Raw genomic sequence first — 23,569 nt, forward strand, 5'->3', positions numbered from 1 at the left:
ATTCCTTTGTTGAGGAGAATAACAATGTCAAAAGGGCATAATCTACAAGACCCTTTTTTGAATGTATTGCGCAAAGAGCGTATTCCCGTCTCTATTTTTTTGGTCAATGGCATCAAACTGCAGGGCCAGGTTGAATCATTTGATCAGTTTGTCGTGCTGTTGAAAAATACGGTCAGTCAAATGGTCTACAAACACGCGATTTCCACGATTGTTCCCTCGCGGCCGGTACGCCTGCCGATGGCTGCAGATGACTCGATGGATGCCTCTGAGTGAGTGGAGTGCTGATTGTTTTTTGATCGCCCTGAATCCGGTGAAACCGCTATTCTGGTGCATTTGATTCTCGGCACTGAAAATGAGCCTGAAGATCCCAGAGAATTCGAAGAACTGGTGCTCTCCGCCGGTGGTGATCCTGTCGCATTGGTAGCAGGGCAGCGCAATGCTCCCCATCCCAAGTACTTTGTGGGCACGGGGAAGCTGGATGAGTTGGTGGGACTTGTCGAAGAAACCTGCGCGGAGTTGGTTATTTTTAACCACAACCTCTCACCCAGCCAGGAGCGCAATCTCGAGGCTGCACTAAAATGCAGAGTGCTTGATCGCACCGGCCTGATTCTCGACATCTTTGCCCAGCGTGCGCGCACCCACGAAGGTAAGTTGCAGGTTGAGCTTGCACAGTTGCAGCATATGTCTACTCGGCTGGTTCGTGGATGGACTCACCTGGAGCGGCAGAAAGGTGGTATTGGGCTGAGAGGGCCGGGCGAAACCCAGCTAGAAACAGACCGTCGTTTGTTGCGCAATAGAATCAAGTCTATTCTCGGCCGTCTGGACAAAGTTCGCCGACAGCGGGATCAGGGTCGCCGCTCGCGGCTGAGAGCGGAGATGCCAACCATATCGCTGGTGGGTTACACCAATGCGGGAAAGTCCACACTGTTCAATCGGCTCTCGAATGCAGAGGTCTTTGTTGCCAATCAGCTGTTTGCCACACTCGATCCGACTATGCGTCGTCTCAATATCAATGGCTTGGGCCCGGTTGTGCTGGCGGACACCGTGGGTTTTATCAGTCATTTGCCACACAAGCTGGTCGAGGCCTTTCGGGCGACCCTGGAGGAGGCGGCCAGTGCGTCCCTGTTGTTGCATGTGGTCGATGCGCACAGCGAGGAGCGGTCGACCAATATTGCTCGAGTGAATGAGGTGCTGGGCGAGATAGACGCTCTGGAGCTACCGACTTTAATGGTCTACAACAAAATTGATTTGTTGGAAAATCCAGCGCCCCGCCTGGACTTTGATGAGGCTGGCAAGCCGGTAGCCGTCTGGCTGTCGGCACAAACTGGCCAGGGTTTTGATCTTTTGGCTCAAGCGATTGCATCATTGCTGAGCAACGACATTGTCCACGATACCTGCCGATTGTCGCCCACTATGGGTCGTTTGCGTGCCATGCTTTACGAGCGCAAGGCTGTGCTTGCAGAGTCCCCGTCGGATAATGGCAACATGCTGGTCGAAATCTGCATGCCAAGGCCCGATTTTTACCGTTTGTTGCAGTCTGAACAGTTAACGCCCGACGATTTGCAATGCCAGTCCTGTCAGCGTCCTTCCAGCGCCAGCCCCCACTGACTATAGGTGCGTCATAGCACCGTGCATTCTGTTCTCTTTGGTCTCGCAGAATAACGACTTGTTTTCGCCACATTACTTGCCTTAAGCATGGTATTTAAATGGTGGCTTGGTACAATCGTCGGTCGCGAACAACCCTTGAGTATACGGAGAAACATATGGCCTGGAATGAGCCTGGTGGTGGTAAAGATCCCTGGGGCACCAATAACTCAGGCGACGGTCCACCCGATCTTGATGAAGCGCTCAATAAGCTGCGCGCTCGCTTCAGCAAGTTGTTCGGTGGCTCCGGTGATGGTGGCAAAAACGGTTCCAGCGGTGGGTTGATTGCAGTTGTTCTCGCTGTTTTGGTGGTTGGCTGGGGGTTGTTTGGTTTCTATCAGGTGGATGAGAAAGAGCAGGCTGTCGTGCTGCGCCTGGGCAAATATCTGGACACGGTTGGATCCGGGCTGCACTGGAACCCTCCCCTGATTGACCGCGTCACCAAAGTGCGGGTTACGGAAGAGCGTCAGTACACGTCGGTGGGCCAAATGCTCACGCTGGATGAAAATATCGTCGAGCTACCATTGGTTGTCCAGTATAACGTCAACGATGTCAAAGCCTTTGTGCTCAACGTCAAGGAGCCCGAAGTCAGTTTGCGCCATGCATCGGACAGTGCTTTGCGTCACGTGGTTGGTAGTACCCGACTGAATGATGTGGTTTCCAGTGGCCGTGAGAAAGTCGGTGATGATGTCAAAATCCGGTTGCAGCAGTACCTCGACAGTTATGATGCTGGCATTCTGGTGCGGAAAATCAATATTCAGGAGGCCAAACCGCCTGCTGAAGTAAAAGCTGCATACGATGATGTGATCAAGGCCCGTGAAGATCAGGAGCGGCTGGTTAACGAAGCGCAATCCTATGCCAACGGCATTGTTCCTGAAGCGAGGGGTAAAGCGCAGCGTATGATTGAAGAGGCGCTGGCCTACCGTGAACAAGTGGTAGCTGAGGCACAGGGTGAAACGCGGCGTTTTGAAGCTTTGTTGACAGAATACCAAAAAGCGCCGGAAGTGACCCGGCAGCGGCTCTACCTGGATTCGGTTCAACAGGTCATGACGCGAAGTTCCAAAGTCCTGGTCGACGTGGACGGCGGCAATAATATGCTGTATCTGCCGCTGGATAAAATTGTGGAGAAAGGTGCTGCTGCGAGTCAGCCGGCCACCTTGAGGAGCAGTGATTTGAACAGCATTGCCGATGAGGTCATGAATCGTATCCGGCAGGAAAATTCCTCTACTCCCCGAAGGGAGGTGCGCTAATGACTAACCGTTCAACAGGTTTGCTGGTGCTGCTGGCAGCCGTGCTGCTATTGATGAGCAGTTCTCTTTATGTGGTTTCGGAGACTGAAAGGGCTGTTAAATTGAGATTTGGCCGCTTGATTGATGTCGATATCAAACCGGGTCTCCATGTGAAAATTCCCTTTGCCGAGAAAATCCGCAAGTTTGACGCTCGGGTGTTGACTCTCGATGCCGAGCCATCCAGTTTTTTTACCTCTGAGAGAAAACGCCTGATTGTGGATGCTTACACAAAATGGCGGATTGTTGATGTAGATACCTACTATAAATCCACCGGTGGCGATGAGGCCGTGGCGCATAATCGGCTGTCCAGCCGGGTAAACGACGGACTGCGCAACCAGTTTGGTGAGCGGACGCTCCACGAGGTGGTGTCTGGAGAGCGCGATACTTTGATGGAAAATATCAAAATTGGTCTGAATACCACCGTGCGCCTGTCATTGGGTGTAGAAATAATTGATGTCAGAGTCAAGCGGGTTGATTTGCCTTCTGAAGTGAGAGGGCAGGTGTTCAGTCGTATGAAGGCTGAGCGGGAAAAAGAGGCCCGGGAGCTTCGTTCGAGGGGTATTGAGGCGGCAGAAAAAATCCGCGCCGATGCCGACCGGCAACGCACTATTCTTATGGCCAACGCCTACCGCGAAGCCGAGGAGTCGAGAGGTGAGGGTGATGCCGAGGCCACTGCGACTTATGCCTCGGCGTTCAGTAAGGATCCAGAGTTTTATGCGTTTCAGCGCAGTTTAAAGGCCTATACAGAGTCATTTAACAGCAAGGGTGATGTGCTGCTGGTTGATCCGGAGAGCGATTTCTTCCGCTACCTGAACAGTCAGCAGGGGGAATAATCTGTATCGGGGGTCGCTTCGTGACCCCCAGCGCAGCGTTGCTTGTTGTCAGATTGGCAAAAAGTGCAGCAGTGCGCCAGATGGGGTGATAAAATGCCACGACCGGGATCGCCCGGTTTTTTTGTGACTGGCAGGGCGATTGTATGTGGATAGATTTAGCCAAAGCGTTTTGTCTGATGTTGGTGCTTGAGGGCGTCATGCCTTTCCTGGCGCCCGGGCGATGGCGCAATATGGCAGCATTGCTGGCACAGGTTGATGACCGCAGTATGAGAATGATGGGCTTGTTCAGCATGTTGCTTGGGGCCGGAACTTTGTATTTTATTAACGGGTAGTCATGATGACTGTTGCTGATCGCTGGTTGTTGCCTGATGGCATTGAAGAAATACTTCCCAATCAGGCGTTGCAGATTGAGCGGCTGCGCCGTCAGGTGCTGGATTTGTATCACTGCTGGGGTTACGACCTGGTGATACCGCCGCTGGTGGAGTTCACGGAATCGCTGCTCAGTGGAACCGGTTCAGATCTCGATCTGATGACCTTTAAGGTGACGGATCAGATCAGCGGTCGAATGATGGGTGTTCGTGCCGATATGACACCCCAAACCAGTCGTATGGATGCCCACAGTCTTCGGCGCAATGGCCCCAGTCGCCTTTGTTATGCCGGGACAGTTCTCTATACTCGACCGAAGCAGGCTCTTGAGAGTCGTTCTCCAATCCAGATTGGTGTTGAGCTTTATGGTGAACCAGGCCTCGAGGCAGATATTGAGGTGATCAGTTTGATGGTGGAGACTTTGCGTCTCGCCGGACTCGGCACGCCACAGCTCGACCTCGGTCATGTGGGGATATATGCCAGCCTGCTTGAAGCGGCTGGACTGTCAGCTGATCGCGAAGCCGAGTTATTTGATCTGCTTCAGCGCAAGGCGGTCCCTGAGCTCGATGTCTGGCTCGGGAAGTGCCTGGAAAATGCAGATATTGCGCTGATGATCCGTGCTCTGGTCGGGTTTGCAGGCGATGCCTCCGTATTGGATCGCGCCCGTGAAGTGTTTGCTGAAGCACCAGCTGAAGTGGAGCTGGCACTGGATGAGCTACAGGCGGTTGTCAGTGCGCTCAGTGAAAGCTTCCCCGATCTGGAGCTCTACCTCGATTTGAGTGAGTTGCGTGGTTACCACTATCACACGGGTATCGTGTTTGCTGCCTATGATCAGGGGCTTGGTCAGGCCATCGGTAATGGCGGACGCTATGATCATGTTGGCAAAGGCTTCGGTCGCTCCCGACCGGCCACCGGCTTTAATATGAGTTTACAGTCGTTGGCCAGGGTTGCGTTGTCCGGGGCTGTGGCAGGTGGTATTTTTGCCCCTGTTAGTGAGGAGCCCGGTTGGCGAAAAGCTGTAACAGCGTTACGCTCCAATGGCGAGCGGGTGGTCTGTGGCTTTCCGGGCCAAAAGCCGGATTATCAGGAATTACATTGTGATCGCCAGCTGGTTTGGCTGGATGGCACCTATAAAATAATTGCAGTTTGACCATCACTATCAGGGTTAGATATACACATGGGAAAGAATGTCGTGGTGCTGGGCACCCAGTGGGGCGATGAAGGCAAAGGCAAGATCGTCGATCTGTTGACTGATCAGGCGGTTGTGGTAGCCCGTTTTCAGGGTGGCCACAATGCCGGCCATACCCTGGTCATCGAAGGTAAAAAAACGGTTCTTCACCTGATACCTTCAGGTATTCTCCGGAAGAATGTGACCTGTCTGATTGGCAATGGTGTGGTGTTGTCTCCAGAGGCATTGCTGCATGAAATCTGTGAGTTGGAAGATAAAGGCGTTCCTGTCCGGGACCGTCTTCGGTTGTCACCTGCCTGCCCATTAATCTTGCCCATCCATATGGCGTTGGATCAGGCTCGTGAACGCGCCAGAGGCGATGCCAAAATAGGTACCACCGGTCGTGGTATCGGCCCGGCCTACGAAGATAAAGTGGCACGAAGGGGTATCCGCCTTGGTGAATTATTCAATCGGGAGCTGTTTGCGACCAAATTGAAAAGCCTCATGGAATACCACAACTTCCTGCTGACGAACTACTATCATGAGCAGCCCGTCAGCTATGAAGAAACCCTGCGGCAGTCGATTACCTGGATGGATGAGTTGGCGCCCATGCTGGCGGATGTCACCGGGTTGCTGCATGATGCTCGCGAAGCGGGTGATAATATTCTGTTCGAGGGGGCTCAGGGCTCACTGTTGGATATTGATCACGGCACCTATCCCTATGTGACATCTTCGAATACCACCGCCGGTGGTACGGCCACAGGCAGTGGTTTTGGTCCGCTGTATCTCGATTACGTGCTGGGTATCACAAAGGCCTACACCACTCGGGTGGGCTCGGGCCCGTTTCCCACCGAGCTGTTTGATACGGTCGGCAAACACTTGGGCGAGAAAGGCCATGAGTTTGGCGCGACTACCGGTCGCGAGCGACGCTGTGGCTGGTTCGACGCTGTGGCATTGAAACAGGCCATTCGTATCAATTCTGTTTCCGGCATCTGTCTGACCAAGCTCGATGTGCTTGACGGTGTTGAAACCATAAAGGTATGTATCGCCTATCAGGATGCCTGCGGGAATGAGGTGATCACCCCGAGTCACGCGGATGATTACGAAAAACTGGTTCCCGTTTATGAAGAGCTGCCCGGTTGGCATGAATCGACCATTGGCATCAGATCCTTGGAAGAGCTGCCCGACAATGCCCGCGCCTATATCGCCCGTATTGAAACGATTCTCCACACCCCAGTGGATATTATTTCGACGGGCCCGGATCGGGTAGAAACGATTGTCCTGCGCCATCCGTTCGGTTGTTGATCCGCCGAGTATTCCTCAATTCGCCCTATGTCGGTGAGCAGCTGTTTTGTGGCAACAAAAGGTTTCCGGTTATCTGATTCTCTATTAAGCTAAAAGCAGTAGTGGATAAAAGGCTTCTGTGTATGCTGAACTCGGTAGAACTCAAAGATTACATGCTTCGCAACCCGGTTAAAGTCAATCAACGGGATGATTTGTTCGCCGCCATAGACTTGATTGTCAGCAATAAAATTTCCGGGTTGTGTGTGGTGGATGATGATAATAACCTGATGGGCGTGCTGTCCGAAACGGATTGTTTAAAGGCCATCCTGGGTGCCAGATATAATCAGGAAAGCAGTGTTGGCCCGGTGCGTGATGTGATGACCCGCGATGTTTTTACAGTCACGTCTCAGGCCGATATTGTCGATGTGGCCCAGCAAATGATGAAGCGTGGTTTTCGTCGCTGTCCGGTTGTCGACAAGGGTAAGTTGGTCGGCCAGATCACCTGCCGGCAGCTGCTGAATGGGGTTGGGAAGTTCTCCGAAAAGCAGACTTGATCACGGCACTTCCATCAAATATGGCGCTAACTCCGAGGAAATATATGTTCCGGTTAACCCCCGCTCTTCTTATTTTGTTTTCATTTCTGGCAAGTGGCGTTGTTGTGGCGGCAGAGGATCGCCCTGAGCACTTCAAGGGATTGCCTGCTGATACCCTGGCACAGGCGGTGGCCAACTTTTCCGAGTACAACGGCAAACTTGAAGGCCTCATTCAGCAGGAGCAGCTGTCGCCACAGGATATGCATGAAGTGCATATGCTCACCTACACGCTGGAAAATGCATTGGCCAAAATCCAGGCCGAGCTCGCTGCCTTAGCGGAACCCCTTGAAGCGGTCCACCTTGCTTCAGAGCGTTCAGCTCCTGAAACTGTCAAAAAGCAAGGTCAGGTTTATCTGGACAATGCACACCAGATCATCAAGTGACTCGCTTCGTCGCGCGTCAGTATCAGGATAACAGGGAGCTCAATGTATAAGCTGGTTTTTTATGTGCCCGTCGAGTATCTGGAATCGGTGAAGCAGGCTGTTTTTGCCACTGGAGCAGGCAAAATTGGCGAATATGAGAGCTGCTGTTGGCAGGTGTTGGGTATCGGCCAGTTCCGTCCACTTGCCGGCAGCACTCCTTATCTGGGAAAGGTGGGCAGCCTGTCTGAAGAGGAAGAGTATCGTGTTGAACTGGTGTGTGATGATAGCGCGATAAAACAGGCGATTCGCGCGCTGATCAGTGCCCACCCCTACGAAGAACCGGCCTACGACGCATGGCAGTTGGCGGAGTTCGACCTCTAGTCTGCAGCGTTGGTGATGGAACGAAGCCTCGATGTGATCACGTCGGTGTGTATGATTGAGAGGCCCTGTTTTAAATCTGCAAAATGATGCTTCAATGCAGTGGTAATCACGGGGAAAGCCAGCTCTTCCCAGGGAATATCGGCTTCACTGAACAATCTGGCGTCCAGCGACTCGTCCCCGGCACCGTAACTACGGTTATGCAGCGCTCCCCGATAAAGGATATAGACCTGATTGATGTGGGGGATATCGTAGATGCCGCTGAGCACAGGTTCATTCAGTTTTGCCAGCGCCTCTTCCCAGCATTCCCGCAGTGCACCCTGAAGCACGGTTTCCCCATTTTCCAGAAAACCGGCTGGCAGGGTCCACATACCGTAGCGTGGCTCAATGGCCCGTCTGCACAGCAACACTCTGTCACTAACCATAGGAATGCAGCCCGATATCACTCGGGGGTTCTGATAGTGAATGGTGTCGCAATGTCCACAGACATGGCGTTTTCGATTACCTCCGTTGGGAACCTTGAAGTTGACAGGCTTGCCACATTGACTGCAAAAATTCATAGACACTTTTTCTTTGCATTGGAAAATAACATCTTCGGCAACAGATGCCGACGAGAGTAGGATAACAGGGTTATGCTAAAACGGATTACCGAACGTTTAAATGCTATGCCCGTTGACCGGCTCAGACCCTTCGGAGTGGAGGGGCTTGAAGCGGCCATTCTGGTCGCCCTAACCCGTGAGCCGGAAAACCCAAAAATTATATTCACCAAACGGGCAGAGCACCTGAATTCACACCGGGGAGAAGTGGCATTTCCCGGTGGCAAATGGGAACCGGGAGATGAAGATCTACTGGTGACGGCATTGCGAGAGACCCGGGAGGAAATTGATTTGTCTCCGCACCAGGTACAGGTCATTGCGGGGTTGCCGGTCAATCGAACTCGCCAGTTGATGCGGGTGAAGCCCTATGTGGGGCTTATTGAGCCCGACTTGGTGCTAATCGCCAATCCCGAGGAGCTGGATGCTGTTTTTGAAGTCCCGGTGTCTTATTTTCTGGACCCGTCGAACCTGACAGTCGATTACTTTGTCGGTCCGGATTATGCGCTCAATATGCCCTGTTTTATCTATGACGATTACCGTATCTGGGGCTTTTCGTTGGTGGTGTTGGCCGATTTCCTCAACATTTCCCTCGATGCCGGGATCCGTCTGGTGTATCCGGACTGTTCTGATCTGAGGCCGGCATCCCGGTAGCTTGCAATTTCACGCCTGCCGGCTCGATAATTGCCGTATTAGAGAGGCAAACGTTTTAGGCGTACCCATGATAGCAACGATTTCTTCCCCCTGTATTTCTGTCTGTGCGCTGGACCATGATGACGTATGTATCGGCTGTCACCGCACAGCCAAAGAAATTCGTGACTGGTTATTGATGGACGATGATGAGCGATTGGAGGTAATTACAAAAGCTGCTGAACGTGGTTGTAAAAATAATCCGTTTGCCTAGTAATCGGGCATATTTCATCGATTGGGTTTAATCTTCGTCATCATCGTCCAGTTCACCGTTTCCTGAATGAAGCGTTATGCGCTGTTTAACACGAACCTTTACTACCATTTTTTCGCTCAGTTCCAGCGTTTCAAACTGATAGCGACCGATGGCAAAACTCACGTTGCCGTCAGGGATACTTTCCAGGTGTTCCAGAATCAGTCCGTTAATTGTCTTTGGACCATCTGTCGGCAGATCCCATGAATTTGCTTTGTTGATATCCCGGATGGTGGCTGACCCGTCAATGTCAAACATCCTCTTGTCCAGGGCGACGATGTCTTCCTGTTCATCCTCTGCCCTGTTAGTGGTGAAATCGCCGACAATCTCCTCCAGTATGTCCTCCATGGTGACCAGCCCCTCAATTTCACCATATTCATCCACCACTAGGCCGATTCGGCGTTTGGCCTGTTGAAAGTTCACTAATTGCTTGTTGAGTGGTGTATTTTCAGGGACAAAGTAGGGCTCTCGGGTAAATCGTTTGATGGCTTCTTTGGTCAGGCTGTCACTGCCAGAACGCAGCAGCCTGGCGATGGTTTTTACATGAATAATTCCCAATACATTATTCATGTTGCCCACATATACAGGCAGGCGGGTGTAGCCGGAATTAATGATGGTGGTTAATAGTTGATCGACCTCCAGCTCAAGGTCCAAGCCTATAATTTCATTGCGTGGCACCATGATGTCATTCACGGAGACTGTTTCAAGGTCCAGGATGTTGATCAGCATATCCTGGTGGTCGGGGATATTTTCACTGGAGATGTCTACGACGGTACGAATTTCTTCTTTGCTGAGGCTCACATCGAGGGACTTGGTAGTATTCACGCCCAGTAATCTGAGTAGGCCGTTGGAGAGGTGGTTCACCAGCCAGACCAGCGGGTAAAAGACAAATAACAGCGGTCTGAGGATGTGGCTGGCAGTAAAGGCAATTCCTTCCGGGTGCAGTGCCGCCATTGTTTTTGGCGTGACCTCGGAAAAAATCAGTATCGCCAGTGTCAGCAATAATGTGGCGATGGCGATACCGGCATCGCCATAAAGACGCAGAGCAATGACCGTGGCGATCGCGGAAGCGAGGATATTCACCATGTTGTTGCCGATCAGGATAATACCGATCAGTCGGTCAGGACGTTTTAGCAGTTTGTAGGCTTTGCGGGCACCGAGATGTCGTTTTCTCAGATGTTTCAACCTGTAACGGTTCAGTGACATCATGGCTGTTTCAGAGCCGGAGAAAAAAGCGGATAAGAGGAGGAGGCCAGCTAATACGCTAAATAGTAGCCAGAGAGGGGTATCGTCCAACGGGGGGAAAACCTCGTATTCACCTAAGGCAGGGTATGTTGAAGAAGTTTGTCGTGCTTGGCAACCATATCTTGGTGTCAGATTCTGAGGGGAACCAAGCTTGGCGGTTGGGCTGGTCTGAAATCGTCCTTTGCTCAGAGAACGCCCGTTTTTTCAGTGCAGCATTACCTCGAGGACAAACTTGCTTCCCCAGTAGCCCAACACCATGGCGCTGAAGCCTACCAAGGTCCAGCGAATGGCTGTATTGCCCCGCCATCCTTTGATGTGTCGTCCCCACAATAAAATGCCATAAAACAGCCAGGCTAAAAGAGTGAAAACCGTTTTGTGAATCAAGTGCTGGGCAAAGAAATCCTCAAAAAACAGAAACCCGGTAATCAGTGACAGGGTCAACAGACCAAAGCCGGCCCACAGCACCTCAAACAGCAATGCTTCCATGGTTTGCAAAGGAGGGACTATCTGTAGCCAGCTGCCGAGGTGTCTGTGGCGTAGCCGCCAGTTTTGCAGGGCGATAAAAATCGCCTGAAACGCAGCGATGGTCAGCAGGCTGTAGGCCACAATGGAAAAGAAAATATGTGCCCCGATGGGTAAAGACACGGTCTCCCTCAAAGGGGCGCTGCTACCGATCAGGAGGGTCAATGCCAGGATCAGTGCTGCCAGAGGGAAGAGAATCAGAAAAAGACTGTGAACCGGTTTTCGTAGGCTGCTGAGCAGAACAATCAGGTTGATGGTGAAAATGATGGCGCTGGTCATGGGGAGCAGCCCGAAATCAAGACCGGCATCACTAAAGATCCAGTGTGCACTGGTGTATCCGTGCAGTGCCAATGCAGGAGCGGCAATCAGCTGCAGAGAAGATAGCTTCAAGTTGGGATGCTTGCGAAGCTGAAGCGCCTGGAACAGGGTCGCGCAGATATACAGGGCGATGGCGGCAGAAGCTGTAAGCATAATGGGATGACTATTTAAACAGGTGACAAAGTGTGTCACAGATAGCGGATAGCGAAAAGAGGCCGTCCCAAAACTCGGATGCTTTCAGTTATACTGCTATGCCTGTAAATAAGGTGAAGACGAAATAAATCCCATGGCAATGTTTGAAAATCTCAGTGATCGTTTATCGGCTTCCCTGAAAAAAATCTCTGGGAAGGCCAGCCTGACCCAAGACAATATTCAGGAAACCCTGCGTGAAGTGCGTATGGCACTGCTGGAAGCGGATGTGGCGCTACCGGTTGTCAAAACCTTTGTGGAGGGTGTCAAGGAGAGGGCGCTGGGTCAGCAGGTTGGCAGTAGTCTCAATCCGGGCCAACAGTTCCTGAAAACTGTCCAGTCCGAGCTTGAGCATGTGATGGGTGACAGTAACGAGTCGCTCAATCTGGCCGCACAGCCGCCAGCAGTGGTATTGATGGCTGGTCTACAGGGGGCTGGTAAAACCACCTCTGTAGCCAAGCTGGCTCGCTATCTCAAGGAGCGCGAAAAGAAAAAAGTCATGGTGGTGAGTGCCGATATCTACCGGCCAGCCGCCATTAAACAGCTGGAAACGCTTGCCTCGGAGGTGGGGGTTGAGTTTTTTGCCAGCCATACTGATCAGAAACCCGTCGATATTGCACGCAATGCGGTTCAGGCGGCGAAAGTAAAATTTATCGATGTATTGCTGGTGGACACGGCTGGTCGCCTGCATATTGATGATGCGCTGATGACTGAAATCCGGCAGCTACACAAAGCACTGTCGCCGGTAGAAACCCTGTTTGTCATTGATGCAATGATTGGTCAGGATGCGGTTGCCACCGCCAAGGCATTTAACGAAGCACTGCCCCTGACGGGGGTAATTTTGACGAAGGTGGACGGCGATGCCCGGGGTGGGGCGGCACTCTCTGTTCGCCAGGTAACCGGCAAGCCGATCAAGTTCCTCGGTGTTGGCGAAAAAACCGATGCGCTGGAGCCGTTCCACCCGGACCGGATCGCTTCGCGGATTCTCGGCATGGGCGACATGATGTCGCTGATCGAAGATGTCGAACAGAAAGTTGACCGTAAAAAAGCGGAACAGTTGGCTAAAAAGGTCGCCAAGGGCAAACGGTTTGATCTGAATGATTTGCGCGATCAACTCCAGCAAATGAAGAATCTGGGCGGGTTTTCAGGCTTGCTGGATAAGCTGCCCGGCATGGGCAATATGAGCCAGATGGTTGAGCAAGCCAATATGGGGAAGCAGTTTTCACGTATGGAGGCCATTATCAACTCCATGACGCCTGCGGAAAGGAGAAACCCCGACTTGCTGAATGGTTCCCGCAAGCGGCGGATAACGGTAGGGTCCGGCACCAACCTTCAGGATCTGAATCGCCTGCTCAAACAGCACAAGCAGATGGGCAAGATGATGAAAAAAATGAAAGGCAAAGGCATGCAGCAGATGATGCGCGGCATGGCAGGCAACATGCCCACTGGTGGTGGTATGGGGGGCGGTATGCCACCAGGCGGTGGGAAATTCCCCTTTTAGCGGGGCCTCTCCAGGCTGTCGTTCCCGCTGAATCTCGTCTCCGGATAAAGCTGTTTTTCAACTATACTTTCCAGCTATACACGGTTGCGTGTTTTCGCTATAATCCCGCGCCTTTCACAGGTGCCTGTTCGAGAGACCGGGCGTGGTCTTGTTCCTCAGTGATGAGGAATCGACCGGCTGTAATTTGAAACTAAATACAGAAGAGAGTTTTCATGGTAACAATTCGTCTGGCTCGCGGAGGCTCAAAAAAGCGTCCGTTCTATCATATACATGTCACTGATAGCCGCAGGGCCCGTGACAGTCGTTATATCGAACGCATCGGCTTTTTTAACCCGGTTGCCCGTGGCCTAGAAGAGCGTCTCAGGGTGGATGTGGATCGTGTGCAACACTGGGTGAGCGAGGGCGCGATGTTGTCCGATCGTGTTTCCCAGTTAGTGAAAGAAGCAGCCAAGCAAGCCTGATAAGACTAAGGCCGTGAACGCCCAGCAAAGTGTGGACCCGATTGATCCAGTGGTTGTCGGGCGCATAACGGCAGTTCATGGTGTGAAGGGTTGGGTAAAAATTCACTCCTTCACCGAGCCGGGCGGTAACATTTTTGATTACCAACCCTGGTGGCTGAAGATTGCTGATCATTGGCAGAAATTGAAGGTCACAGAACAGCGTTCCACTGCCAAGGGACTGATGGTTCACCTGGCGGAGATTGATGACAGAGATCAGGCCAGAGCTTATTGCCAGCAGGACATCTACGTGGCAAAAGCGCAACTGCCGGTTCTTGCTAATGGTCAGTATTACTGGCACCAGCTTGAGGGGATGCTTGTTGTGACCTCTCAGGGCGTCAGACTTGGCATCGTCGACTCTCTGATGGAAACCGGTGCCAATGATGTGCTGGTTGTGAAAGGGGATGACAGGAGCCTGGATCAGGAAGAGCGGTTGATTCCCTACATAGATCAATTTGTATTAAACGTCGATCTCGGCGTCGGCAAGATCGAGGTGGACTGGGATCCGGCTTTTTAATAATCGGGGGGATAGCCCAAAGGATAACCGGCCATGAAAGTAGCACTGGTTACACTTTTCCCCGAAATGTTTGCTGCCCTCACCGACTACGGTATCAGCAGTAGGGCAATCAGGCAGGGCTTGCTGGAAGTGGCATTTTTCAATCCGAGAACCCACACCAGTGACAGGCACCAGACAGTAGATAGCCGCCCTTATGGTGGCGGTCCTGGAATGGTGATGATGATCGAGCCTTTGCGCAAGGCCATCGGCGTCGCACGTACATGGATAGGGGGCCCGGCCACAGTGGTGTACCTCTCGCCCCAGGGCCGTGTGCTGGATCAGACTGGCGTTAACGCGTTGGTAGCACAGGGCGATCTGATACTGGTTGCCGGACGTTACGAAGGGGTTGATGAGCGATTGATCCAGCTGGAAGTGGATCAGGAGTGGTCCATCGGGGACTACGTACTCAGTGGCGGTGAACTGCCCGCCATGGTGTTGCTCGACGCATTGATCCGGCAATTGCCCGGTGCATTGGGTCACGAGGACTCGGCAGACCAGGATTCCTTTGCCGATGGCCTGCTGGACTGTCCCCATTACACGCGGCCGGAGCAGTACGAAGATTTTAAAGTGCCCGAGATTTTGCTGTCGGGCAACCATGAAAAAATACGGCAGTGGCGGTTGAAGCAGTCATTGCAGAGAACCTGGCAGAGACGCCCGGAACTGTTGAAAAAACTGACGCTCAGTGACGAGCAGCAGCAATTAATGGACAGGATTGTCAAAGAGTCGGCAGATGAAAGTGACTGAGTCGTTTTCCTCTCTGTGCGACGCTACTCAAAAAGGTGGCATGCCACCAACCAACAAAAGCTGAGGAGCAAACCGTGAGTAACAAAAATTCGATTATTACCGCGATTGAAACAGAACAAATGAGCAAACAACTGCCGCCGTTTTCCCCAGGCGATACAGTCGTTGTTCAGGTCAAGGTTAAAGAGGGCACCCGCGAGCGCCTGCAGGCATTCGAGGGTGTGGTGATTGGCAAGCGCAATCGTGGATTGAATTCTGCATTCACTGTTCGCAAAATTTCCAATGGCGTTGGCGTTGAGCGGACCTTCCAGACTTTCAGCCCGCTGGTTGAGAGTGTGCAGGTCAAGCGTCGTGGCGATGTGCGCCAAGCCAAACTTTACTACTTGCGCGAACTGTCGGGCAAGGCTGCACGTATCAAGGAAAAGCTCAACTGAGTTCATTCCTCAATGGAAAAAGGCACCACAGGTTGGTGCCTTTTTTTATGGCTGAAAGTGGCTTTCAGGGTTGCCTGCAATTTTTGATGATTGTTCCATGCTTCGAGCCCGGTTAGAGTAACCCATGGCGCCGACATCGACCGACCAACACCTGATAGACAATTATCTCGATGCCCTCTGGATGGAAAAGGGCCTGAGTCGCAATACCCTGGAAGCCTATCGACGCGATCTTGAGGCGCTGGCCATTTGGGTAACGCGGGAGGATTTGTCCCTGATTGGGCTGGGGGCTGCCGATGTACAGCGCTACCTTGCCCGCCGCTTTGAACAGGGTGTGTCGGCGCGCTCGGCGGCCAGACAGTTGTCCTGTATGCGGGGGCTTTACCGTTATTTACTCCGGGAAAACCGGCTTGTCGAAGATCCCATTGCAATGGTGGAAAACCCCAAGCTGGGTCGTCCGCTCCCAAAGAGTCTTACGGAAATGGATGTGGAGGCGCTGTTGAATCAGCCGGACACTGATTCGTTGCTGGGTCTGCGTGATCGCACCATGCTGGAAGTGCTGTACGCCACGGGCCTGAGGGTCTCCGAGCTGGTGGGGCTAACCCTTTATCAGGCCAATTTGCGGCAGGGTGTGGTGAGGGTGACAGGTAAGGGTGGCAAGGAGCGGATGGTGCCCATGGGCGATGAAGCAATGAGTTGGCTGGAGCGTTTCATGCGGGAAGCCCGGCCCCTGATGCTGGGGGCTGTACAGAGTGATGTGTTGTTCCCCAGTCGTCGAGCCCGGCAAATGACCCGGCAGACCTTCTGGCACCGAATCAAAGGTTACGCCCGCCAGGCCGGTATTGAAAAACCCCTTTCACCACACACACTTCGCCACGCATTTGCGACCCATCTGCTGAATCACGGAGCCGATCTCAGGGTGGTACAATTGCTGCTCGGGCACAGTGATCTTTCCACCACACAGATCTACACCCACATAGCCAGTACCCGCATCAAGGCGCTGCATATGGAACACCACCCGAGAGGGTAGTGAACCCTTGTGGCCATTAAGACTCAATACCTGATTGGCCATGCTGAAACTGACAAGAGACACCCGCGATGATCAAAAAAATGTTGGGCACCATAATTGTCCTGATATTACTACCCACCGCTTATGCCGCTGATGTGTCAGAAGAGACACGCAAGACCATCATCGACAAATTGCAGCAGGCGCGTCCTGACCTGAAATACGGTGCAGTGGAAAGCTCACCCATCGACGGACTTTACCGTGTGCGAATCAACGGTACCCAATTCTTTTATGCCAATAAAACCGGTGATTACATCATTACGGGTGACATGTATCAGGCTCTTCCGGGAATGTTCGCACCGATCAAGGATCTGGCTGCGGCGAAATTGCGCAAAGAGATGCTGGACTCGGTGGCAACGAAAGACATGATTGTTTTCCCCGCCGCAGATGTACGCCGTTATATTCTCCATGTATTCACGGATGTGGATTGTGGTTATTGCCGAAAACTTCATATTGAAACTGTACCCGAACTGAACATGGCCGGCGTGGAGGTTCGCTATCTGGCTTTTCCCAGAGCCGGACTGGACTCCGCCTCCTATCGCAAGATAGCTTCTGCATGGTGTGCCAAAGACAAGCTGGCCGCACTCACTGCACTGAAAAACCGCCAGCCGATAACAGAAAACGTCTGTAAGGATAATCCCGTTGCCAGTCACTTTCTGCTCGGTCAGAAAATAGGCATCACCGGCACCCCGGCCCTGATTCTGGAAGACGGTGCTTTGTTGCCTGGTTACAGCCCGGCAGCTGAGTTGCTGACGATCATGGGGCTTGATGAAAATAGTGATGGTTAGAGCGGTAACCGGCGTGGCCAAATCATTGTTGGTAGATTGACAGTCCCTTTACTGCCAATTAAGGTTGCGAACCTTCATCAGCCTGCTGGTTTGAAGACTGCGCTTGCGCAGTGAATGGGTATCGTGGTGGTCGTTTTCGTGATATCGCGGCGTAGACATGTCTGTCACGACGTGCCACAAAACGGTATTACCCCAGTTGGCACTGAATTAAACCGGTTAACACCGAGGCAAATCGATTGAACTCAGTAAAAGTTGGCCTGTGTGGCCTCGGAACAGTAGGTAGTGGCACATTTAATGTGTTGCAGCGCAATGGTGACGTAATCAATGCCAGAGCGGGGTGCCGCATTGAGATAGTGCAGGTGGCGAGCAGGCGCCCCAATCCCGACTGCCAGCTTGGCGATACCCCGGTTACCGAAGATGTATTTGCGGTTGCCCGCAATCCCGATGTCGATATTCTGGTAGAGCTGATTGGTGGCATTACCGTTGCGCGCGAACTGATTCTCGATGCCATTGCTCATGGTAAGCACGTGGTCACGGCGAACAAGGCGCTGATCGCCGAGCATGGTAACGAAATTTTTAATGCCGCAAGGGTTAAAGGTGTCACCGTTGCATTCGAAGCCTCTGTCGCAGGCGGCATTCCCATTATCAAGGCGATCAGGGAAGGCCTTTCGGCCAACCGCATTGAGTGGCTGGCGGGGATAGTCAATGGCACCGGCAATTTTATATTGACAGAAATGCGGGACAAGGGCCGCGCCTTTGATGATGTGTTGGTGGAGGCACAGCAGCGTGGCTATGCAGAAGCTGACCCGACTTTTGATGTGGAAGGGATTGATGCGGCCCACAAGCTGGTTATTCTGGCCTCCCTCGCCTTTGGTATCCCGTTGCAATTCGAAAAAGTCTTTACCGAAGGCATCAGTAACCTGGACACCCAGGATGTGGCCTACGCCCGGCAACTCGGCTATCAGATCAAGCATCTGGGTATTGCCCGTCGCAACAATGGTGGTATTGAACTGCGGGTTCACCCCACGCTGATCCCCCGCAAACGACTGCTCGCCAATGTCGATGGTGTGATGAATGCCGTGGTGGTCAAGGGTGATGCCGTGGGCCCCACACTGTATTACGGTCCCGGCGCCGGGGCAGAACCTACGGCCTCTGCAGTGATTGCCGATATTGTCGACCTGGCCCGCACCCTGACGGCCGATCCGGAGCACCGGGTCCCCCACCTGGGTTTTCAGCCAGATCAGTTGAGCGATATTCAGGTGCTGTCTATTGAACAGGTCGAAACTGCCTATTATCTGCGGATCACGGCACGTGATGTGCCGGGGGTTTTATCAAAAATTACCCAGATTCTCAGCGATGCCAAAATCAGTATTGAGGCCGTTATCCAAAAAGAGGCAGATGATGGCGAGGACTATGTGCCGCTGATTATTCTCACCGACCGCGCCGTGGTGAAGAAACTCGACGAAGCGGTAGACAAGATTCAACAGTTGCCCACGACCGAGGGTGATATTGTCAGGATTCGTGTGGAATCACTGGGCTAGCGTTTTCCGTTTCAAGAACAGAACAGGTATCAAGCGTGAATTATATCAGCACCCGCGGGCAGGCCCCGGTATTGAGTTTTGAAGATGCAGTACTGGCCGGTTTGGCTACCGATGGCGGTCTTTATGTGCCGGAAACCCTACCGCAGTTTTCCCGGGAAGAAATTGCCAGCTGGTCTGGCCTGTCCTATCAGGAGCTGGCCTTCAAGGTGATGTCCCCATTCATGGCCGGCGAGGTTCCGGATGACACGCTACGGGAATTGATCGACAAGGCTTACAGTACTTTTCGTCACGATGCCATCGCGCCTCTTATACAAAGCGGTCACAACGAATTTATTCTCGAACTGTTTCAGGGGCCGACGCTGGCCTTTAAAGACTTTGCTCTGCAATTTCTCGGTCACCTGCTGGACTATGTGCTGAAAAAGCGCGATCAGCGTGTCGCCATTATGGGTGCTACCTCCGGTGACACCGGCTCGGCTGCGATTGAAGGCTGTCGCCACAGTGACAATGTGGATATCTTTATTCTTCATCCCTATCAACGGGTATCTGAAGTGCAGCGCCGCCAGATGACCACGGTGTTGGAAGATAATGTCTTCAATATCGCTTTAGAGGGCAACTTCGATGATTGCCAGAATATGGTCAAGGCCAGCTTCGGTGACCAGTCATTCCTACCGGAAGGGCGTCAGCTGGTGGCGGTCAACTCGATTAACTGGGCGCGCATTATGGCCCAGATTGTCTACTACTTTTACGCCGGACTGGCGCTGGGAGCCCCCCATCGCCCGGTGGCGTTCTCTGTGCCCACCGGCAACTTCGGTGACATCTTTGCCGGTTATCTGGCCAGCCGCATGGGTCTGCCGATTGATCAACTGGTGATCGGCACCAATGCCAATGACATACTGCACCGCTGCATCAGTTCCAATGATCACAGTCTGCACCAGCTGGTACACAGTCTCTCACCGTCCATGGATATCATGGTGTCCAGTAATTTCGAACGGATGCTGTTTGACCTTTATGATCGGGATGGGGCCGCCCTTGCTGCCCTGATGGCCGACTTCAAAAAAACCGGCAACCTGCGTCTCAGCGAGGCAGCCCTGGCCAGTGCGCGGCAGCTGTTCACCAGCTATCGACTGGATGACGAGTCCATGATGGCGGTCATTCATGATATGTGGCAGAAGAACGGTTATCTGCTCGACCCGCACACCGCTATTGGCGTCGCCGCAGCGCGTCATACCCGCCGCCGCCAGGATATTCCCATGGTCTGTCTGGCCACCGCCCATCCGGCGAAATTTCCCGAGGCGGTGCGCAAGGCCGGCTACCAGCAGGATCCACCTCTGCCGCATCACATGGCCGACCTGTTTGAACGCGAGGAGCGGTATTCCGTGCAGCCCAACGACATTGGATCGGTGCAGCAATACATGGCTGAACATATCCGCCGTTAACCGGGGGGAAAACAGAAACGACTATTTCAGTTTTTTAAGGTAGTCGTAGATAGCCATTTGTGAGCGCACTTTTTTCTTGTTGCCCCGTTTTACATAGCTGTTGCTTTGCTGTTCATCAATCACCCGAGCCTTGCAGCGATCGCTGAACTGGATTTCCAAGATATCAATCACGCGTTTTTTCAAGGTGGCATCCAGAATGGGGACGCCCACTTCAAGCCGGTAATCGAGGTTGCGGGTCATCCAGTCCGCCGATGACAGGTAGACCTCGGGGTCGCCGCCATTGTGGAAGACCAGGCAGCGGGGATGTTCCAGAAACCGGTCTACGATACTGATAATTGAAATGTTGTCCGATAGACCCTTGATGCCCGGCTGAAGTGAGCACATTCCCCTGACAATCATGCGAATTCTGACGCCTGCCTGGCTCGCCGCATAGAGCTGCCTGATGATGCTGTCGTCCACCAGATTGTTGAGCTTCAGGCTGATAACGGCTTTGCGGCCAGATTTTGCGGCATGAATCTCACGATTGATCAGCGCGCGGATTTTGCGTCGGTTGTTGAAGGGCGAGACCTGCAGGTATTTGAAGTCGTAGTGCTTGAAGCTGTATTCAATAAAGTTGAAGACATTGCGAACTTCCTCACAAATATTTTCGTGGCAGGTAAAAAGGGAAAAGTCCGTGTAAATTTCAGCGGTCTTTTCGTTGAAGTTGCCCGTGCCAATATGGGTGTAGAGTTGCTCGCCATGCTGGGTCTCTCTGGTAATCAGACACAATTTTGAATGTACCTTGAGGCCCGGTACGCCCAGCATGACTGTGATACCTGCCTCGGCGAGCATTTCGGAGAGCTCCAGATTCTGCTTTTCATCAAAACGCGCTTTCAGTTCCACGTTAACCGTGACTTGTTTGCCATTGCGCGCCGCATCCATCAGGCATTCCACGACTCTAGAGTCTTTCGCCACTCGGTAGATATTAATTTTTATAGAGATAACATTGGGGTCAAATGCCGCTTGGCGTAAAAATTCCACAAAATAATTGAATTTTTGATAGGGGTAATAGAGCAGGATGTCGCCCTGATCAATCGCATCAAAAGTATTTTTTGCTCGGTCAAACTGACTGACAGACAGGGTGGGAATTGGCTGGCTGGCGAGGTACTTTTCGCCGGGGTTGGCAAAGCCGATAAAGTCGCGAAAGTTGCGGTAGCGGCCCCCAGGAATAATGCTGTCGCCTTTGGCAAAGCCAAACTTGCTTTTTAGCATGTCGATCATCTCGGTAGGCATTTCCCGGTCGAAGGTCAGCCTGACGGGGTTGGCCTGAAGGCGTTGCTTTAGCCCAATCGACATTTTTTCAACGAGGCTTCGGTCAATTTCATCGTCGAGTGTGTACTCGGCGTCCCGGGAAAACTTCATCGACCAGGCATTGAGGCTGTGATAGCGGAAAAAATCCACCAGCACCATATCCAGGCAGTACCGAATCGCCTCATCGATAATCATAAAGTGCCGACGGCGATTTCTTTGGTCATTGGGCAATCTCAAAAAACGACTGCTGGTGTCCGGCACTTCCAATAGGGCATAACCGACGCCATCTTTCTTGCCAATTTCCACTACCAGGTAGTTGGCGCCATCTCGCAGCACTTTCGACAGATCAATTTCCGGGGTGACCAGAATGGGCACAATGCGGGGTAGCACTTGCGCGCGAAAATGTTCGCGAACCCATTCACCCTGACTGGCAGAGAGGTCCTCTGGCATTAAAAAATAGATACGTCGTTTCTGTAACTCTGCCAGAACGGCTCGGAATGCCCGGTCAAACCGTACCGAAAGCCTGGCAATACCCTTGTTGATATCGCGCAGGAGCTGTTTGCAGTCCTTTGCCGAGCCCGCGATCTGTTCAATCAGTACCTTGCGTCTGACATCAGCCACCCGAACTTTGAAAAACTCATCCTGATTGTCAGAAAAAATACCGAGGAAATGTACCCGGTCAATGACAGGATTCTCTTCATCCTCAGCTTCCTGAATGACACGCTCATTGAAGGCAAGCCAGCTCAGTTCTTTTGGGTATATTGGGTATTTTTTCATGTGCGACCTGATACCATATGTAATGATTTTTTGACCTGTTGCTGAATCAGCATACTGTGTCCAGAACGTCTTTGTATGACATTAAAGTGACAGGTGAATGACAATACCCTGTAGAGTTTCACTGAATGTCTCATATTCTGCATAAATCAGAAAGTCATCCCCGCTCTCCTTCAATCCATATTAGCAAACCAATCCTGTCGTTCAGTGCGTAGGATTCTCACATGGACAATGCCGTTGTTTTCACCATAATACTCAGCGTTTTCCGCTCCGATGGGTGTGCGGAGTACTGATGAAAGGCCAGGTTATGAAACGGTTCCTGATGGTCGTTGGTGTACTGTTCGGTGTCACTGCGCTGTTGATCTATGGCTACAAACCCATGCTCAATGGCTGGCATGCCGGCGTGCTTTCCTGGCAGAGCTTTCGTCTGGGTAACATGGTGCTGCCCGAGGGTGCAATGGATCTGTCGCGCTACCGGGTAACCATTGATGGCAAGACAATCCCGGCGCTTGAGGACGATCTCTCAGCACTGACTTATAACCGTGAGAAAAATACCCTCTGGGCATTGTTGAACAGTGATCCGGTGGTGGTGGAGCTTTCCCTCGAAGGTGAACTGTTGCGTTCAATCCGGATCGAGGGTGTCAGGGATATGGAAGGTTTTACACACGTCAGTGGTGATCGTTATGTGATTGCCGAAGAGCGCACTCACCGCTTGCTGGTCGTCGACATGCCTGATGGCGTGGATAGCGTCCATACCGAAGGTGTGCCGACCCTGGTGGTCGGGATCGGCAGTGATACCAATAAGGGTTTTGAAGGTCTATCCTGGGATGATGATGGGCAGCGCTTGTTGGTGGTAAAAGAGCGCAATCCGATGCGAGTGATTGAAATCACCGGGTTTGTCAGTTTTGTTGTGGGTGAACCAATGAATATCGGTATTCGCGAGATCAAATCACCGGACTCGCCGGAGCTTTTTATGAGGGACCTGTCATCAATCACCCATGTCAGGGGCGTGGGGCATAAGTTATTTCTGAGCGATGAATCTCATATGCTGGTGGAACACGATGATGAAAGACAATCCATCAGTTTGCTGGATTTGCGAGCGGGCAGGAGTGGTCTGGAGAGCACCATCCCCCAGGCAGAGGGTGTAGCTGTAGACTCTGAACTGAATATCTACATCGTCAGTGAGCCAAATCTGTTCTACCGGTTTTCCCCAGAGTAGCTGCC

26 protein-coding genes are annotated in these 23,569 nt (G+C 52.4%); 22 read left to right on the top strand and 4 right to left on the bottom strand.

From position 1 onward, the window contains the following. Positions 1-24: 24 nt before the first annotated feature. The 10 genes from hfq (at position 25) to AACZ64_RS01240 (ending at position 7,920) form a co-directional block, all read left to right on the top strand. Entirely contained in the window at positions 25-273 is a 249-nt protein-coding gene (gene hfq, locus AACZ64_RS01195) for an RNA chaperone Hfq (protein ID WP_293613849.1), read from the top strand. Between the two features lie 12 nt (positions 274-285). Beyond that, positions 286-1,608: a ribosome rescue GTPase HflX gene (gene hflX / locus AACZ64_RS01200; RefSeq protein ID WP_293613848.1), complete on the top strand. Its 1,323-nt coding sequence runs from the start codon at positions 286-288 to the stop codon at positions 1,606-1,608. 155 nt (positions 1,609-1,763) lie between these two features. Next, entirely contained in the window at positions 1,764-2,894 is a 1,131-nt protein-coding gene (gene hflK / locus AACZ64_RS01205; protein ID WP_293613847.1) for an FtsH protease activity modulator HflK, read from the top strand. Continuing rightward, the gene (gene hflC, locus AACZ64_RS01210) at positions 2,894-3,766 is read left to right on the top strand and encodes a protease modulator HflC (protein WP_293613846.1); all 873 of its coding nucleotides are present in this window, start codon (positions 2,894-2,896) and stop codon (positions 3,764-3,766) included. The genes hflK and hflC overlap by 1 nt, the downstream gene beginning before the upstream one ends. Positions 3,767-3,909: 143 nt before the next feature. Then, positions 3,910-4,098, top strand: a complete 189-nt coding sequence (locus tag AACZ64_RS01215) for a DUF2065 domain-containing protein (RefSeq protein ID WP_293613845.1) — start codon at positions 3,910-3,912, stop codon at positions 4,096-4,098. A gap of 5 nt (positions 4,099-4,103) precedes the next feature. Next, positions 4,104-5,282, top strand: coding sequence for an ATP phosphoribosyltransferase regulatory subunit (locus tag AACZ64_RS01220; protein ID WP_293614018.1), 1,179 nt, complete (start codon positions 4,104-4,106; stop codon positions 5,280-5,282). A 27-nt stretch (positions 5,283-5,309) separates the two neighbouring features. Continuing rightward, entirely contained in the window at positions 5,310-6,605 is a 1,296-nt protein-coding gene (locus AACZ64_RS01225) for an adenylosuccinate synthase (protein WP_293613844.1), read from the top strand. A 122-nt stretch (positions 6,606-6,727) separates the two neighbouring features. Further along, positions 6,728-7,138: a CBS domain-containing protein gene (locus tag AACZ64_RS01230; RefSeq protein WP_293613843.1), complete on the top strand. Its 411-nt coding sequence runs from the start codon at positions 6,728-6,730 to the stop codon at positions 7,136-7,138. A gap of 44 nt (positions 7,139-7,182) precedes the next feature. Continuing rightward, positions 7,183-7,560 carry a DUF6746 family protein gene (locus tag AACZ64_RS01235; protein ID WP_293613842.1) on the top strand — a complete coding sequence of 126 codons (378 nt, stop codon included), beginning with the start codon at positions 7,183-7,185 and terminating at the stop codon, positions 7,558-7,560. 42 nt (positions 7,561-7,602) lie between these two features. Beyond that, a complete protein-coding gene (locus AACZ64_RS01240) occupies positions 7,603-7,920 on the top strand; it encodes an NGG1p interacting factor NIF3 (RefSeq protein ID WP_293613841.1) in 318 nt (105 codons plus the stop codon). Here AACZ64_RS01240 and AACZ64_RS01245 read toward each other — a convergent pair. Continuing rightward, positions 7,917-8,477, bottom strand: a complete 561-nt coding sequence (locus AACZ64_RS01245) for an NUDIX hydrolase (RefSeq protein WP_293613840.1) — start codon at positions 8,475-8,477, stop codon at positions 7,917-7,919. The genes AACZ64_RS01240 and AACZ64_RS01245 overlap by 4 nt on opposite strands. 72 nt (positions 8,478-8,549) lie before the next feature. On the opposite strand from AACZ64_RS01245, the gene AACZ64_RS01250 reads away from it, so the two are divergent. Next, positions 8,550-9,164, top strand: coding sequence for a CoA pyrophosphatase (locus AACZ64_RS01250; protein WP_293613839.1), 615 nt, complete (start codon positions 8,550-8,552; stop codon positions 9,162-9,164). A gap of 67 nt (positions 9,165-9,231) precedes the next feature. Next, positions 9,232-9,414, top strand: a complete 183-nt coding sequence (locus AACZ64_RS01255) for a DUF1289 domain-containing protein (protein ID WP_293613838.1) — start codon at positions 9,232-9,234, stop codon at positions 9,412-9,414. 27 nt (positions 9,415-9,441) lie between these two features. Here the strand turns inward: AACZ64_RS01255 and AACZ64_RS01260 are convergent, their stop codons facing one another. Together AACZ64_RS01260 and ccsA are read right to left on the bottom strand one after the other, a co-directional pair. Further along, a complete protein-coding gene (locus AACZ64_RS01260; protein WP_293613837.1) occupies positions 9,442-10,746 on the bottom strand; it encodes an HlyC/CorC family transporter in 1,305 nt (434 codons plus the stop codon). A gap of 153 nt (positions 10,747-10,899) precedes the next feature. Then, complete coding sequence (gene ccsA / locus AACZ64_RS01265; RefSeq protein ID WP_293613836.1) at positions 10,900-11,688, bottom strand: cytochrome c biogenesis protein CcsA; 789 nt, start codon at positions 11,686-11,688, stop codon at positions 10,900-10,902. Between the two features lie 139 nt (positions 11,689-11,827). Between ccsA and ffh the strand changes: the two genes are divergently transcribed. From ffh to thrC, 9 genes are all read left to right on the top strand, one after another. After that, the gene (gene ffh, locus AACZ64_RS01270; RefSeq protein WP_339639664.1) at positions 11,828-13,225 is read left to right on the top strand and encodes a signal recognition particle protein; all 1,398 of its coding nucleotides are present in this window, start codon (positions 11,828-11,830) and stop codon (positions 13,223-13,225) included. A gap of 212 nt (positions 13,226-13,437) precedes the next feature. Next, complete coding sequence (gene rpsP / locus AACZ64_RS01275) at positions 13,438-13,686, top strand: 30S ribosomal protein S16 (RefSeq protein WP_036858401.1); 249 nt, start codon at positions 13,438-13,440, stop codon at positions 13,684-13,686. Between the two features lie 13 nt (positions 13,687-13,699). Continuing rightward, the gene (gene rimM / locus AACZ64_RS01280; protein WP_293613835.1) at positions 13,700-14,239 is read left to right on the top strand and encodes a ribosome maturation factor RimM; all 540 of its coding nucleotides are present in this window, start codon (positions 13,700-13,702) and stop codon (positions 14,237-14,239) included. A 33-nt stretch (positions 14,240-14,272) separates the two neighbouring features. After that, positions 14,273-15,022 carry a tRNA (guanosine(37)-N1)-methyltransferase TrmD gene (trmD, locus tag AACZ64_RS01285; protein ID WP_293613834.1) on the top strand — a complete coding sequence of 250 codons (750 nt, stop codon included), beginning with the start codon at positions 14,273-14,275 and terminating at the stop codon, positions 15,020-15,022. Between the two features lie 74 nt (positions 15,023-15,096). Then, on the top strand, positions 15,097-15,453 hold the full coding sequence (gene rplS / locus AACZ64_RS01290; protein ID WP_293613833.1) for a 50S ribosomal protein L19: 357 nt from the start codon (positions 15,097-15,099) through the stop codon (positions 15,451-15,453). A gap of 124 nt (positions 15,454-15,577) precedes the next feature. After that, positions 15,578-16,480: a site-specific tyrosine recombinase XerD gene (gene xerD, locus AACZ64_RS01295; RefSeq protein WP_339639611.1), complete on the top strand. Its 903-nt coding sequence runs from the start codon at positions 15,578-15,580 to the stop codon at positions 16,478-16,480. Between the two features lie 68 nt (positions 16,481-16,548). Then, a complete protein-coding gene (locus AACZ64_RS01300) occupies positions 16,549-17,304 on the top strand; it encodes a DsbC family protein (RefSeq protein ID WP_339639612.1) in 756 nt (251 codons plus the stop codon). Positions 17,305-17,540: 236 nt separating this feature from the next. Beyond that, positions 17,541-18,845, top strand: a complete 1,305-nt coding sequence (locus AACZ64_RS01305; RefSeq protein ID WP_339639613.1) for a homoserine dehydrogenase — start codon at positions 17,541-17,543, stop codon at positions 18,843-18,845. Positions 18,846-18,880: 35 nt separating this feature from the next. Then, the gene (thrC, locus tag AACZ64_RS01310; protein ID WP_339639614.1) at positions 18,881-20,281 is read left to right on the top strand and encodes a threonine synthase; all 1,401 of its coding nucleotides are present in this window, start codon (positions 18,881-18,883) and stop codon (positions 20,279-20,281) included. Positions 20,282-20,302: 21 nt separating this feature from the next. Here thrC and ppk1 read toward each other — a convergent pair whose 3' ends face one another. Further along, entirely contained in the window at positions 20,303-22,348 is a 2,046-nt protein-coding gene (gene ppk1, locus AACZ64_RS01315; RefSeq protein WP_293614403.1) for a polyphosphate kinase 1, read from the bottom strand. A gap of 289 nt (positions 22,349-22,637) precedes the next feature. Here ppk1 and AACZ64_RS01320 point away from each other — a divergent pair, with 289 nt between their 5' ends. After that, a complete protein-coding gene (locus AACZ64_RS01320) occupies positions 22,638-23,564 on the top strand; it encodes an SdiA-regulated domain-containing protein (RefSeq protein WP_293614402.1) in 927 nt (308 codons plus the stop codon). Positions 23,565-23,569: the final 5 nt, after the last annotated feature.

It is taken from the genome of uncultured Porticoccus sp. (genome assembly GCF_963975625.1).
Lineage (GTDB): Bacteria > Pseudomonadota > Gammaproteobacteria > Pseudomonadales > Porticoccaceae > Porticoccus.